We start from the raw sequence: 14,222 nt of genomic DNA on the forward strand, positions 1-14,222 counted from the left end.
GGCAAGACAAGCCATAGCCTTTACGGTATATAGACTGCCTATTATGTTTCTTGATTTTAAAGCCACGGATTTTGCCCTTTCTGGAGCCGTACATGCAGTTACGACCACTTGTCTTGCTCACCGTGTTCAGTTTCCTGGTCGCCTGCAGCAGCGAAGCCCCCAAACCGTCCACGCCTCAGCCAGCACCGGCGCAAGAGAAAAAGGTCCCGGGTATTGAAGACCTCGGCCCACTGCCGGCCTATCAGCGTGAAATCAACGGCAGCCTGACCAACGTGCCCGCCGGCGCCGAAGTCGAGATGGCCCTGCTGGTGATCGACGAGCGCTCGCGCCCGCAACAATTGCTCGCCAGCAGCGTGCTGACCGGCAACGGCAAGCCCCTGGCCTTCCGCCTGCGCTTCAACCCCGAGGCCTTCCCGGCCGGTGCGCGTGTTGAAGTGCGCGGCCGCGCCAGCCAGTCCGGCCAGTTGATCCTGCACCTGCCCGCCGTGCGCATCACCCAGGCGATCACCCAGACCACCGGCCCCCTGCAACTCGTCAAGGCACCATGACGCCACCGCTGGCCCTGCAAGGGGCGTTGAGCGAACTGATCGGCGACGCCCAACTGGTGCCCTGCCCGCTGCCGGGCACCGCGTTATCGTTATGGCTGCTGGACGCGGACAACATGGACCGCGCCTTCAGCCCCGAAGAAACCCGGCGCATCCTGCATGAACCGCCCTACTGGAGCTTCTGCTGGGCCAGCGGCCTGGCGCTGGCGCGGTACCTCGCGGCGAACCCCGAGTGGGTTGCCGGCAAGCGCGTGCTGGATTTTGGCGCCGGTTCCGGCGTGGCCGGGATTGCGGCCGTCAAAGCCGGGGCGCTGGAAGTGGTGGCTTGCGACCTTGATCCGCTGGCGCTGGCGGCGTGCCGGGCGAATGCCGAACTCAACGGTGTGACGCTGGGTTATTCGCCGGACTTCTTTGCCGAAGCCGACCGCTTCGACCTGATCCTGGTGGCTGACGTCCTCTACGACCGCGCCAACCTGCCGTTGCTGGATCACTTCCTTACCCGTGGCCGTGAAGCGTTGGTGGCGGATTCGCGGGTAAGAGACTTCCAGCATGCGGATTATCAGCGGCTGGAAGTCCTCGACGCGCTGACGTTGCCGGACCTGGCAGAGCCTTGGGAGTTTCGCAAGGTGAGCCTGTACCACTCGCGGCGTTCTTGAGGCCATCGCGGGCGAGCCCGCTCCCACATTCGGGCTGCATTGTCCTGTTGAAATGCATTCCCCTGTGGGAGCGGGCTTGCCCGCGATAGCGTTCTTGAACCCGCCACGCTTTCAGCCGCCAGCGCCAGCCCTTATAGTTGCCCCATTCCCGCTTTCTTCGAGACGCCCCATGAGTGAGCCCACGCCGTACATCTTCGATGCCACCACCGCCACGTTCGACCAAGCCGTCATCGAGAATTCGTTCCACAAACCCGTGCTGGTGGATTTCTGGGCCGAGTGGTGCGCGCCGTGCAAGGCGTTGATGCCGCTGCTGGCGCAGATAGCCGAGAGTTATCAGGGTGAGTTGTTGCTGGCCAAGGTTGATTGCGAGGCGGAGCAGGACATCGTCGCGCGCTTTGGCATTCGTAGCCTGCCAACGGTGGTGTTGTTCAAGGATGGTCAACCGGTGGACGGGTTTGCCGGGGCGCAGCCGGAGTCGGCGGTGCGGGCGATGCTGGAGCCCCATGTGCAGATGCCACCACCGGCGGCGGCAGATCCGTTGGAACAGGCCCAGGCGTTGTTTGCCGACGGCCGCATCAGCGATGCCGAGGCTGTGCTGGTGACGTTGCTGGGCGAGGACAACACCAACGCCGCCGCGCTGATCCTGTATGCACGCTGCCTGGCAGAACGTGGCGAACTGGGTGAAGCCCAGACCGTGCTGGACGCCGTGAAAAGCGACGAGCACAAAGCCGCCCTCGCCGGCGCCAAGGCGCAGATCACCTTCCTGCGCCAGGCCGCTGACCTGCCGGACGCGGCCGACCTGAAAAGCCGCCTGGCGCAAAACCCGCAGGACGATGAAGCGGCCTATCAATTGAGCATCCAGCAACTGGCGCGCCAGCAGTACGACGCGGCGCTGGAAGGCTTGCTCAAGTTGTTTATCCGCAACCGCAGCTACAGCGAAGGCTTGCCGCACAAGACCTTGCTGCAGGTGTTCGAACTGCTGGGCAATGATCACCCGCTGGTCACGGTGTACCGCCGCAAGTTGTTCGCTGCGCTGTACTAATCACCGATCCAGCTGTACAGCGGCGTATCCCCGCCGCTGGCGACCTTGACCTTGGCGCTGTGGCGCAGGCGCACCAACAGGCGCTTGCCCGCCGAGGCGTCGCCGGCCAAGCCTTCCAATTGATCGAGCAATTCCAGGCCGCTGAGCTGCCCAGCTTTGCGCAATAGATCCTGGGCGTTCTGCCACTGATCTTCATCCTGCTTGACCGGCGCCGCTGCCGGAGCGCTTGGCACCGGGGCTGCCTGCAATTGCGCGCCCAGGCGTGCCCAATCGCCGTCGTCCAGCTCCAGGGTCAAATCCACCGGCAGGTCGCCAACGGTTCCTCGAATTCGCAACATCGTCCTTACTCCTGCACTTTTCTGACGGGCATGCTCCCATGCGGCTTGCGCAACGCCAAGCAGGCGGTCAAACTCTCGCGACTATTGTTATAAGATCACATAACAAAACTTTCATGTCCTGGAGCCGCCCCATGCGCCGTCTGTTGCTTGCTTTGCCGTTTGCCCTGCTGCCACTGGCGGTTGCCCATGCTCATGAAGAGCACGACCACGAACACGGCAGCCTCGGCGCCCACGAACATGGTGTGGGTCGCCTCAACGCGGTGCTGGACGGCCAGGACCTGGAGCTTGAGCTAGACAGCCCGGCGATGAACCTGGTGGGTTTTGAACACGTCGCCACCACCGCCGCCGACAAAGCCAAGGTCGCCGCCGTGCGCAAACAGCTGGAGAATCCGCTGGCCCTGTTCAACCTGCCCAAAGGCGCGGGTTGCGTGGTCAGCAGCCAGGAACTCAACAGCCCGCTGTTCGGCGACAAGCCCGAAGCCGATCACGACGATGATGACGACCACGATCACGACGCCAAAGGTGGCGAGCATCATCACGACCACAGCGAAATCCACGCCCACTACCAATTCACCTGCGCCACGCCGACCGCGTTGAGCAACCTCGACCTGACCCAGGTGTTCAAGACCTTCCCCGCCACTCAGAAAATTCAGGTACAACTGATCGGCCCGAGCGGTCAGCAAGGTGTTGACGCGACGGCATCGGCAGCCACCATCAAATTCTGATTTGAATATACGGTCAATGTGGGAGCTGGCTTGCCTGCGATGGCATCGCTGCGGTGTGACAGATGCACCACACCGCCTGCATCGCAGGCAAGCCAGCTCCCACCTTTGATCGGCGCCACCTTTGAAACTTCGCCAGCAGACATTACTGATTCCACATGACCCAAGCATTGATCGAACTGTCTGACCTGGGCTTCAACTGGCCCGGTCACCCACAGTTGCTGGACATCCCCGCGTTCCGCCTGGAAGCGGGTGAAACCCTGTTCCTCAAGGGCCCGAGCGGCAGTGGCAAAACCACGCTGCTGGGCCTGCTCGGCGGAGTGCAGAAACCCAGCCAGGGCAGCATCCGCCTGCTCGGCCAGGAGCTCACCGAGCTGTCGGCCGGCGCTCGCGACCGTTTCCGCGTGGACCACACCGGCTATATCTTCCAGCAGTTCAACCTGCTGCCGTTCCTCTCGGTGCGCGAGAACGTCGAGTTGCCGTGCCACTTTTCCAAGTTGCGTGCGCAACGGGCCAAACAACGCCACGGCAGTGTCGATCAAGCCGCCGCGACCTTGCTCGCGCACCTGGGCTTGAAGGACAAGGACTTGCTGGAGCGCCGCGCCGACTCACTGTCCATCGGCCAGCAACAACGGGTCGCCGCTGCCCGCGCGTTGATCGGCCAACCGGAACTGGTGATCGCCGACGAACCCACCTCGGCCCTGGACTACGACGCCCGCGAAGCTTTCCTTCAGTTGTTGTTCGCCGAATGCCGCGACGCCGGCGCCAGCCTGCTGTTTGTCAGCCATGACCAAAGCCTGGCTGCGCTGTTCGACCGCCACCTGTCGCTAGCCGAACTCAATCGCGCCGCCACGCCCGCAGAGGTTTGAGATGTATCTGTTCCGTCTAGCCATGGCCAGCCTGGCTAACCGCCGCTTTACCGCGATCCTCACCGCGTTCGCCATCGCGCTGTCAGTGTGTTTGTTACTGGCGGTGGAGCGCGTGCGCGTCGAAGCGCGCAACAGTTTTGCCAGCACCATCAGCGGCACCGACCTGATCGTCGGCGCCCGTTCCGGTTCGGTAAACCTGTTGTTGTACTCGGTGTTCCGCATCGGCAACGCCACCAACAACATCCGTTGGGACAGCTACGAACACTTCGCCGCCAACCCCCAGGTGAAGTGGGCAATCCCGATTTCCCTCGGCGACTCCCATCGCGGCTACCGCGTGATGGGCACCAACGACTCCTACTTCGAGCACTACCAGTACGGGCGCAAGCAAAACCTCGAACTGGCCAGCGGCCGCGCCTTCGCCACCGACCCGTTTGAAGTAGTGCTCGGCGCCGAAGTCGCCGACGCGCTGCACTACAAGCTCGGCGACAAGCTGGTGCTGGCCCACGGCGTTGCCGTGGTGAGCCTGGTCAAGCACGATGACAAACCCTTCACCGTGGTCGGCATTCTCAAGCGCACCGGCACGCCGGTGGACCGCACGCTGCATATCAGCCTCGGCGGCATGGAAGCGATCCATATCGACTGGCACAACGGCGTGCCGGCCCAGGGCAAAGGCCGCATCAGTGCGGATCAGGCGCGCAACATGGACCTCACCCCGCAGGCCATCACCGCGTTCATGCTGGGCCTGAACAACAAGATTTCCACCTTCGCCCTGCAACGGGAGATCAATGAATTCCGGGGCGAGCCGATGCTGGCGATCCTGCCGGGCGTGGCGCTGCAAGAGCTGTGGAGCATGATGGGCACCGCCGAAAAAGCGCTGTTCGTGATTTCCCTGTTCGTGGTGCTGACCGGTTTGATCGGCATGCTCACGGCGATCCTCACCAGCCTCAACGAGCGCCGCCGCGAAATGGCGATCCTGCGTTCGGTGGGCGCCCGCCCGTGGCATATCGCGACGTTGCTGATCTTCGAAGCCTTCGCCCTGGCGCTGTCTGGCGTGGTCGCAGGGGTTGGCTTGCTGTACGTGTGCATCGCCGCCTCGCGCGGCTATTTGCAGGCCAACTACGGCCTGGACTTGCCAATGGCGTGGCCGAGCGAATATGAATGGACGCTGCTCGCCGGTATCCTGGCCGCCGCGCTGTTGATGGGCAGCGTGCCCGCGTGGCGCGCCTATCGACAATCCCTGGCCGACGGCCTGTCCATACGTTTATGAGGAAGGCTTCGATGCGTCGTGCCCTGTTTGCGCTGTTGTTGCTGCTGAGCGCGCCCGTGTGGGCCGGCGACCAGCCCAAGGATTTGTCGTGGCAGGAGATGATCCCACCTGACGCGCCACCGGAAGTGCCGAACATGAAACCGCTGCACGATCTGTCAGGCATGGCCGATGCGTTGTCGGCCGAAGCGGCGCCTGCGGCCAAGCAGGACCTGCCCAACGCGCCAGTGGTGCAGGCGCTGAACGGCCAGCATATTCGTCTGCCGGGTTACATCGTGCCGCTGGAAGTCAGCGAAGAAGGTCGCACCACCGAGTTCTTGCTGGTGCCGTATTTCGGCGCGTGCATCCATGTGCCACCGCCGCCGTCGAACCAGATCGTGCATGTGAAAAGCGAAGTCGGCGTGAAGCTTGATGAGCTGTACCAGCCGTACTGGATCGAAGGCGCGATGCAGGTCAAGCCGTCCACCAGTGAGCTGGCCGATGCCGGTTACCAGATGGATGCCGAGAAGATTTACATGTACGAACTGCAGGAATAACGCTGATCACCCTTTCATTGAGCTGAATCAAAAGACCGCACGGAACGATCTTTACCATTGGACCTACAACTTTTAAACGTCCTTTGGAGCTCCCATGAACAAGTCCCTGCTCGGCGCGTCCCTCTTCGCGCTCGCCCTCGTCGCCCCGGTTGCCCACGCTCACGAAGCGGGCGACATTCTGGTTCGCGCCGGTGCAATTACCGTGAACCCGAAAGCCGACAGCGGCCACGTCAAGGTTGACCAAGGCCCATTGGCCGGGACCAACCTGGGTGGCAAGGCGACCATGAGCAGCGACACCCAACTGGGCCTCAACTTCGCTTACATGCTGACCAACCACGTCGGTATCGAACTGCTGGCCGCCACGCCGTTCGAGCACGACGTGAAGATCAAGGGCACCGCCCTCGGCGCCGCCAACGGTAAGCTCGGCACCCTGAAACACCTGCCGCCGACCTTGAGCGTCGTGTACTACCCACTGGACAACAAGTCCGCCTTCCAACCGTACGTGGGCGCCGGTATCAACTACACCTGGATCTACGACGAACACGTCGGCAGCCGCGCCCAAGGTGCAGGTTTCAGCAACTTCAAGGCGGAAAACTCCTGGGGCTGGGCCGCACAGATCGGTGCGGACTACATGATCAACGACAAGTGGATGATCAACGCCCAGGCGCGCTACATCGATATCAGCACCAAGGCCACCGTGGAAAACAACGCCGTGGCACCGGGCACTCGCGCCAAGGTCAATGTGGACGTGGACCCGATGGTTTACATGGTGGGTATCGGTTACAAGTTCTAAGCAACGCCGCATAACCAATGTGGGGGCCGGCTTGTGTGGGAGCTGGCTTGCCTGCGATGCAGACACCTCGGGGTTTCAGTCATACCGAGGTGATGCTATCGCAGGCAAGCCAGCTCCCACATGGGCCGGCCCCCACATTTGCGTTTGGGCCGGTGTCAGGTATGGCGGTAGAACCGGTCCAATAACGCCGGCAACCCCGCCCGCCACGCCCGTGGCTTGATGCCAAAGGTGTGCAGGATCTTCTTGCAGGCCAGCACCGCGTGTTGTGGCTCATCACTCGCATCCGGCCGTGCGGCGTGGGCCTGGGCGGTGGGTGATTCAATCGCCAGCGGATGAAAAGTACGCGCTTCCGTGAGGATCGCCTGGCCCAGCGCCAACGGCGTGGTCGCCTCCTGGCCCGCGTAGTGATAGGTGCCCCACAGCGGCGCCGCACAATCGAGTTGCTTGAGCACCGAGATGATCACCCGCGCCGCATCATCCACCGGCGTCGGGTTGCCACGACGGTCGTCCGCCATCAGCAATTCATCCGGTTTTTCGGCCCGGGCGAGGAACCGCCCGAGGGTGCCATCGACGCTGTCATCCAGCAGCCAACCAAAACGTAGCAACACATGTTGCGGGCACGTCGCGCGCACGCTCTGCTCGATGCGCCACAACGCCTGGCCGCGCAGGCCCAGGGGCACCGGCTCGTCCTTTTCGCTGTAGGCGGTGGCACGGGAGCCATCGAACACGCGGTAGCTGGACGGTTGCAGCAAGGTAATGGTGTGGTGCTGGCACAGTTCGGCCAGGCGTTCGATGGCGAACTCCTGGGCGGCCAAACGGGTTTCGCTGACGGCTTCGGCCTGGAACCAGTCGAAGTAGTAGGCGAGGTTGATCAACGCATCGGGACGGGTGTCGTCGAGCAATTGGGTAAGGCTCGCGGCATCCCAGCCGTCTTGGGGCGGTTTGGGGGCGAGGAAACCGATGTCTTCCTCTGCACCGAGGCGAATCAGCGCCTGCCCGAGGGCATTCCCGCCGCCCAACAACATAAGGCGCATTCGCATAGATTGAGCAGGCCCGGTCAGTGTGGAACGATGGCTAATTAAGTATTGGTCAGAATCGTTGCATTTTGCGGGTTTGTAGCGCAACCGTCACGGATTAACTGTCTTCGCGCCGGCCTCTGGCGGTTCATGCTCAAGGGCCGCCTTGACGGGCACCATCACCTGCTGTGGATAAGTCTGCGCGAACTGCACCTCGGCGCAGTTATCCACAAGCTTCTTCAAGCGCTGGTTGAACGCTCGGCTCACCGCATATTGCCCACCCGACACGGTACGGAACTGTGCCGTCAGCACCACGCCGTTGAGGTCCATCTTATCCACGCCAAACACCTCCAGCGGCCCTTGCAGGTTGTACTTGAGGAACCCATCGTCACGGATCGACTGGCCCGCCTCGAGGATCAACTCCACGGCCTTATCCACATCGGTGTCGTAGGTGAACTGCACCGAAAAGAACGCGTAGGCAAATTGCCGCGACTGGTTGGTGACCGCCTTGATCTGCCCGAACGGCACCGAATGCACAAACCCCTTGCCGTCGCGCAGGCGCAGGGTGCGGATGGTCAGGCCTTCGACGGTGCCGGCGTGGCCGGAGTCGAGCACCACCCAGTCGCCGATGGACAGGGTGTCCTCGATGATGATGAACAGCCCGGTGATCACATCCTGCACCAGTTGCTGCGAGCCAAAACCAATCGCCAGGCCCACCACCCCGGCACCCGCCAGCAGCGGCGCGACGTTGATCCCCAGGTTGGCCATGGTGGTGATCGCGCAGATCACCACCAGGATGATTTTCACCGCATTGCGCACCAGCGGCAGGATGGTTTTCACCCGCGTGCTCGGCTGGCGGCTGGAGCGTTTGTTGACGGGCGGCTTCAAGGCTTCCTGGATCGCCGTGTCGAGCACCACCCAGAACAGCCAGGTCATCAGCAGGATCAAGCCGATGCTGCTGAGGGAATCGCTGATCGCCCGGCCGATGGAATTGCGCTCGGCAAACTCAAACAACGAGACGCCCCAGATCCGCCCGAGAATCTCGATAAACCCGATGGCCATGGCGATACGCAAAATCGCGTGTAACAGGCTGAGGAAACGTTCCTTGTAGGCACTGCTGCGCTGGATCGCCACCTGGCTGCGGGACTTGAACAGGTGTTGCAGCACCGTGCTGAGGAACACCGTGCCGATCAGCAGGATCGTCGTGAACAACGCGCAACGCAGGGCCTTTTGATTGTCGTCACCGGCGCCAATCAAATTGATCGCCGAGACCAGCACCATCAACAGGATCGGCCAATACCACAGCCCGGAAAACACCCGCAGCGATTGTTGCAACGCCGGGTGTTTCAGGCGCTGGGCCAACGGCCGGTTGCGGATCAGATGGGCCACCGGCCGGCGCAGGCGCACCACCAGTACGCCGAAGATCACCGCAGCAAACAGACCGGTAAACACCGCGATACTGCTGGTGATATTGCCACCAAGTTGACGGGCGATTTGCGGGCTGGTCAGGGCATCGCTGAGGGCGGCGAGAAAGCCGATCAGGAACAGCGGCTTGGGGCAATAACTGCGAATGATCCCCACGGCCGGACGCTTGTGGCCGAGGTTGAACATGACGATCACACACAACAGCATCGATGTGGAGAAGATCCCGCTGCTGGTGGCGTAGGCAAAACACAGCGCCAGCGCTCTTCCTACTGATGTGGGTAAAAAATGGCTGACGTAAAGTGTCAAGGGCAGGCAGACAAGCGCCGGGAGCGTATAGGGCACCACGTAGCCGAGCACGGCTTGCAGGCGCCCGCGTTGTGCGACAAAGGCGCGCCGGCTCAGGCGCTGCACGAACCAGCGGCCCAACAAGGTGAGCAACGCAAAGGCGCCGATCCACACCCCGGATAACAGCAAGAAGTCCCCGGCGACGCTCCATGGCGAACGTTCTGACGTCTGGTCCACCAGCCGCCCTACTTCGTCTGCCGCCCGATCCGCCCGCAGGCGCCAGGCATCGACCAGGCTCTGATTGAGGTCGAGCTTGTCCTGAACATCATCGATGCTGGAACTGATGGCCCCGAGCAGGCCACCTTCCACCAGCAGTTCCGGCTTGGCCGGTGCTTCAGGCTGCGGGTCGGCAGCTTGCAGTGCGCTGCTGCCGCAAAACAGCAGCGCACCGAGCAGTAGTGCAGTCTTTGAGTTCAGCAAAACACCGGGCTCCTACAGCAGGGTCTGTAAGGAACTGACGAGTTTGGGCCTTGATCGTTCCCCCGCCAGGGCATGTTTATGCCGTCCGTAGGACGCTGGAAACTTTCCGCCGCCCCTTGAAGTCAGCCATAAACGGGGCCAGGCCCCACTCTTCTTCAGGAGCAACCATGGCTGCGACTCCCGACTGGGTGCCCATCACCCCCAGCGTCGCCATCACCCGCTTCACGGTGCTGACGGTCAATATCCATAAAGGTTTTACCGCCCTCAACCGGCGTTTCATCCTGCCCGAGCTGCGCGAAGCGGTGCGCAGTGTGGGCGCGGACATGGTGTTCCTGCAGGAGATCCACGGCACCCACGAACGCCACCCGCAGCGCTACAGCGACTGGCCGAACATGCCGCAGTACGAATTCCTCGCCGACAGCATCTGGCCGCAGTTCGCTTACGGGCGCAACGCGGTCTATCCCCACGGGGACCACGGTAATGCGCTGTTGTCGAAATTCCAGATTGTGCGCTACGACAACCTGGATATTTCCCAGAGTGGCCATGAAAACCGTGGCCTGCTGCATTGCGTATTGCGACTGCCGGGCACCGGCCAGGAGGTGCATGCGATCTGCATCCACCTGGGCCTGCGCGAGGTGCATCGCCAGCAGCAACTGCGCCTGCTGGAGCAACGTATCCGTGAGATTCCGGCCGATGCGCCGCTGGTGGTGGCCGGAGATTTCAACGATTGGCGGCAGAAGGCCGACTTGAGCCAGAGCGGCCTCACCGAAGCGTTCATGCAGGCCCACGGCAAACCGGCACGCACCTTCCCGGCGCGCCTGCCGCTGTTGCCGCTGGACCGCATCTATGTGCGCAACCTCAAGGTGCATAACCCCCGGGTGTTGAGGACCCGGCCCTGGTCCCATCTGTCAGACCACGTGCCGCTGTCGGTGGAGATCGAGCTATGAGCGTCGCCGTCGAACACATCGCCACCGACCAGCCGCCGGACGCAGCCAAGGCACGCGACCTGGACTACGGCTGGCACAGCGATAACCAGGTGCAGTTGCTGGAAAACGGCGAGGCGTACTTCCCGAAGGTCTTCGAGGCCCTGCGCGAGGCACGGCGGGAAATTCTGCTGGAGACCTTTATCCTGTTCGAAGACAAAGTCGGGCATGAGCTGCAACACATCCTGATCGACGCAGCGCAGCGTGGCGTGAAGGTGGTCGTCAGCCTCGACGGCTTTGGCTGCGGCGAGCTGAGCCCAGGGTTTCTCGGTGAGCTGGCGGACGCCGGGGTGACGGTGCAGATGTTCGACCCGGCGTCGAAAACCCTGGGCGTTCGCACCAACTGGTTTCGCCGCCTGCATCGCAAGATCGTCGTGGTGGACGCCGCCGTGGCGTTTATCGGCGGGATCAATTTTTCGGCCGACCATCTGGGGGATTTCGGCCCCGAGGCCAAGCAGGATTATGCGGTGCAGGTGACGGGCCCGGCGGTGGCCGACCTGCATCATTTCGCCCTGGCACAAAGTGGCCGTCAGCTCCGCGCCCCGCGCGGCTGGCGGCGGCGCCAGCAGCGGCCTTGCGCCGGATCTATCGAGGGCGAGGGCTTGGTGCGCTTGATTTATCGCGACAACGTGAGACATCGCGATGACATCGAAGAGGCCTATATCCACGCCCTGGGCCAGGCACAAAAACGTGTGGTGATCGCCAACGCCTACTTCTTCCCTGGCTACCGCCTGCTGCGGGAAATCCGCAATGCGGCGCGCCGGGGCGTACAGGTGCAGTTGATCATGCAGGGCCAGCCGGATGTGCTGCTGGCCAAGCTGGCCGCGCGCATGCTCTACGACTACCTGCTCAAGGATGGCGTGGTGATCCACGAGTATTGCCAGCGCCCGCTGCACGGCAAAGTTGCGCTGGTGGACGACGACTGGAGCACCGTGGGTTCGAGCAACCTGGACCCGTTGAGCCTGGCGCTGAACCTGGAAGCCAACGTGCTGATACGCGATCGCGCCTTCAACCAACAGCTCTACGAGCGCCTGGAACTACTCGCCCGCGATCACTGCCAGACCATGCCGGAAAACCGCAAGCCGCGTTTGTGGCTGTGGCGATTGACCGTCGGTTTCCTGGTGTTTCATGTGATGCGCCACTTCCCCGCGATGACCGGTTGGCTGCCCGCCCATAAACCGCGGTTGAAGCCGTTTGAGGGCCAGGCCCATGACCGCTGAATCGCGCGTCAAACGTTGGAAGAAACCGCTGACCGTGGTGTTCTTCCTGGCGCTGATCGTGTTGTTCACCCTGCTCGCCCGGCGCATCGACTGGAGCGAAGTGCTACAGACCCTGGGCGACTTCAAGCTGCGTACCTTGCTGATCGCCGGCGCGGTGACGCTGTGCAGTTTTTTGGTGTACGCCAGCTTTGATCTGATCGGCCGCACCTACATTCGCCAAGACTTGACCTGGAAGCAGATCCTGCCGGTGGGCATCATCAGCTACGCCTTCAATCTCAACCTCAGCGCGTGGATTGGCGGCATTGCCATGCGCTACAGGTTGTATTCGCGGCTGGGGGTGAGCACCGGCAATATCGCCAAAATCCTCGGGCTGAGCCTGGCGACCAATTGGTTCGGCTATATGGCACTGGCCGGGGTGATTTTCAGCAGTGGCCTGGTGACGATGCCACCAGGCTGGAAAGTCAGCACCGGCGCGTTGCAGGGCATTGGGATTGTGTTGGTGCTGCTCAGCCTTGGTTACTTGGCCGCCTGCCAATTCTCGAAGAAACGCGAGTGGTCTGTTCGCGGCATGGAGATCAACCTGCCGTCGGTGCGCATGGCGTGCTTGCAGTTGGCCTTGGGCGCATTGAATTGGTCGCTGATGGCGGCGGTGATTTTTACCCTGCTGCCGGCCAAGCTGGACTACCCGTTGGTACTCGGGGTGTTGCTGATCAGCGCCATTGCCGGCGTGATCACCCATATCCCGGCGGGACTTGGGGTGTTGGAGGCCGTGTTTATTGGGTTACTGCAACATGAGGCGTCGCGGGGCAGCTTGTTGGCGGGGCTGATTGCTTATCGGGCGATCTACTTTATTTTGCCCCTGCTGATCTCGCTGGTGATGTACCTGGGAGTGGAAGCGAAGGCCAAGGCGTTGCGGGTGAAGAAGGCGCCGGCTTGAGCGTGTGTTGATTGGTCTACCGCAATCGCGGGCAAGCCCGCTCCCACAGTTGAAATGCATTCCAATGTGGGAGCGGGCTTGCTCGCGAAGACGGCTTAGAGAACGCCAGGATCTTAAACGCCAAATCGACTGCGGTAATCACTGGGTGCCAGCCCGGTAATCTTCTTGAAGGTGGCGCGAAAGGCGCTGGGGTCCTGGTAACCCACGGTCCAGGCGATGTGATCAATGGTGCCGTTGGTGAACTCGAGCATTTGCCGCGCCTTGCCCACACGCAGGTGCTGGCAGTATTCGGTGGGTTTCAAGCCGGTGGCGCTGCGAAAACGCCGTAGGAAGGTGCGCTCCTCCAGGCCCGCTTCTTGCGCCATGGCGGCGACAGATACATCCACCGCGCCGCTGGCTTGCAGCCAGTGCTGAACCTTGAGGATGGCGCCATCGCCATGCCCAAGGATCGGCGCGAAGTTGCTGCCGCACTGGCTGGCGCTGTCGCTGTGCTCGATCACCAGGAAACGTGCCGTATCAGCGGCGATGCTCGGGCCCATCAGCCTATCCACCAGGCGCAGGCCCAGTTCGGACCAGGCCATCAGCCCGGCCGTGGTGATCAGGTCGCCGTCATCGACGATGGGCTTATCCGCCTCCAGGCGCACCGCCGGATAGCGCGCGGCAAAAGATTGGGCGGAAGACCAATGGGTGGTGGCGCTGCGCCCATCCAACAGGCCACTGCGCGCCAGCATGATCGAGCCAATACACACGCCGCCCAGCACCGTGCCCGTCGCATGTTGCTCGCGCAACCACGCCAACAGCGCCGGCGGCGTTTGTTCTTCGGTAAACTCGCCGATGGACGGCGGCACCAGCACCGCCATCATCGGCTGCTCGGGGCCGGGGTGGCTGTCGAATACGCGCAGCGGCTTGCCCTGTGCGTCGACTTGCCAGTGGCTGACCCGCAGCAACGGCAATTGCGCCGATTGATGCTCGGCAGCGATGCGGTTGGCCACGCCGAACAAGTCAGTCAAACCATGCACGGCGGCCAATTGCGCACCCTGGTAAATCAACACACCCAACTCAACAACGACCATTGTCAGTTTTCCCCCTGTTATTGTCGGTGCAGCCAATC

15 protein-coding genes are annotated in these 14,222 nt (G+C 62.4%); 11 read left to right on the forward strand and 4 right to left on the reverse strand.

Going from position 1 to position 14,222, the window contains the following annotated elements; all coding sequences use genetic code 11:
• Positions 1-92: 92 nt before the first annotated feature.
• The 3 genes from ACU688_RS22320 (at position 93) to trxA (ending at position 2,243) form a co-directional block, all read left to right on the forward strand.
• Positions 93-548 carry a YbaY family lipoprotein gene (locus tag ACU688_RS22320; RefSeq protein WP_448186423.1) on the forward strand — a complete coding sequence of 152 codons (456 nt, stop codon included), beginning with the start codon at positions 93-95 and terminating at the stop codon, positions 546-548.
• Positions 545-1,201, forward strand: a complete 657-nt coding sequence (locus tag ACU688_RS22325; protein WP_448186424.1) for a class I SAM-dependent methyltransferase — start codon at positions 545-547, stop codon at positions 1,199-1,201. The genes ACU688_RS22320 and ACU688_RS22325 overlap by 4 nt, the downstream gene beginning before the upstream one ends.
• 169 nt (positions 1,202-1,370) lie before the next feature.
• Positions 1,371-2,243: a thioredoxin gene (gene trxA / locus ACU688_RS22330; protein WP_448186425.1), complete on the forward strand. Its 873-nt coding sequence runs from the start codon at positions 1,371-1,373 to the stop codon at positions 2,241-2,243.
• Here the strand turns inward: trxA and ACU688_RS22335 are convergent.
• A complete protein-coding gene (locus tag ACU688_RS22335) occupies positions 2,240-2,581 on the reverse strand; it encodes a hypothetical protein (protein WP_448186426.1) in 342 nt (113 codons plus the stop codon). The two genes, trxA and ACU688_RS22335, sit on opposite strands and share 4 nt — an antisense overlap.
• A 131-nt stretch (positions 2,582-2,712) precedes the next feature.
• Here ACU688_RS22335 and ACU688_RS22340 point away from each other — a divergent pair, with 131 nt between their 5' ends.
• From ACU688_RS22340 to ACU688_RS22360, 5 genes are all read left to right on the forward strand, one after another.
• A complete protein-coding gene (locus tag ACU688_RS22340; protein WP_448186427.1) occupies positions 2,713-3,306 on the forward strand; it encodes a DUF2796 domain-containing protein in 594 nt (197 codons plus the stop codon).
• A gap of 155 nt (positions 3,307-3,461) precedes the next feature.
• Positions 3,462-4,172: an ABC transporter ATP-binding protein gene (locus ACU688_RS22345; RefSeq protein ID WP_017736647.1), complete on the forward strand. Its 711-nt coding sequence runs from the start codon at positions 3,462-3,464 to the stop codon at positions 4,170-4,172.
• Position 4,173: 1 nt separating this feature from the next.
• Positions 4,174-5,439: an ABC transporter permease gene (locus ACU688_RS22350; protein WP_448186428.1), complete on the forward strand. Its 1,266-nt coding sequence runs from the start codon at positions 4,174-4,176 to the stop codon at positions 5,437-5,439.
• An 11-nt stretch (positions 5,440-5,450) separates the two neighbouring features.
• Positions 5,451-5,972, forward strand: a complete 522-nt coding sequence (locus ACU688_RS22355; protein WP_448186429.1) for a DUF3299 domain-containing protein — start codon at positions 5,451-5,453, stop codon at positions 5,970-5,972.
• 94 nt (positions 5,973-6,066) lie between these two features.
• Positions 6,067-6,765: an OmpW/AlkL family protein gene (locus ACU688_RS22360; protein ID WP_448186430.1), complete on the forward strand. Its 699-nt coding sequence runs from the start codon at positions 6,067-6,069 to the stop codon at positions 6,763-6,765.
• 155 nt (positions 6,766-6,920) lie between these two features.
• Here ACU688_RS22360 and ACU688_RS22365 read toward each other — a convergent pair whose 3' ends face one another.
• Both ACU688_RS22365 and ACU688_RS22370 read right to left on the reverse strand, forming a co-directional pair.
• Positions 6,921-7,805 (reverse strand): sugar nucleotide-binding protein, encoded by an 885-nt coding sequence (locus ACU688_RS22365; RefSeq protein ID WP_026136777.1) that lies wholly within the window; start codon positions 7,803-7,805, stop codon positions 6,921-6,923.
• An 87-nt stretch (positions 7,806-7,892) separates the two neighbouring features.
• The gene (locus tag ACU688_RS22370; RefSeq protein ID WP_448186431.1) at positions 7,893-9,971 is read right to left on the reverse strand and encodes a mechanosensitive ion channel family protein; all 2,079 of its coding nucleotides are present in this window, start codon (positions 9,969-9,971) and stop codon (positions 7,893-7,895) included.
• A 167-nt stretch (positions 9,972-10,138) separates the two neighbouring features.
• Here ACU688_RS22370 and ACU688_RS22375 point away from each other — a divergent pair, with 167 nt between their 5' ends.
• Genes ACU688_RS22375 through ACU688_RS22385 form a run of 3 tightly spaced genes read left to right on the forward strand, consistent with a single transcriptional unit; the run spans position 10,139 to position 13,111 of the window.
• On the forward strand, positions 10,139-10,918 hold the full coding sequence (locus ACU688_RS22375) for an endonuclease/exonuclease/phosphatase family protein (RefSeq protein WP_448186432.1): 780 nt from the start codon (positions 10,139-10,141) through the stop codon (positions 10,916-10,918).
• Complete coding sequence (clsB, locus tag ACU688_RS22380) at positions 10,915-12,174, forward strand: cardiolipin synthase ClsB (RefSeq protein WP_448186433.1); 1,260 nt, start codon at positions 10,915-10,917, stop codon at positions 12,172-12,174. Before ACU688_RS22375 ends, clsB begins: the two co-directional genes overlap by 4 nt.
• On the forward strand, positions 12,164-13,111 hold the full coding sequence (locus ACU688_RS22385; protein ID WP_448186434.1) for a lysylphosphatidylglycerol synthase domain-containing protein: 948 nt from the start codon (positions 12,164-12,166) through the stop codon (positions 13,109-13,111). The genes clsB and ACU688_RS22385 overlap by 11 nt, the downstream gene beginning before the upstream one ends.
• 113 nt (positions 13,112-13,224) lie before the next feature.
• Here the strand turns inward: ACU688_RS22385 and ACU688_RS22390 are convergent, their stop codons facing one another.
• Positions 13,225-14,184 (reverse strand): GlxA family transcriptional regulator, encoded by a 960-nt coding sequence (locus tag ACU688_RS22390; RefSeq protein WP_448186435.1) that lies wholly within the window; start codon positions 14,182-14,184, stop codon positions 13,225-13,227.
• Between the last annotated feature and the right edge of the window lie 38 nt (positions 14,185-14,222).

The organism is Pseudomonas acericola (SeqCode), assembly GCF_053456465.1.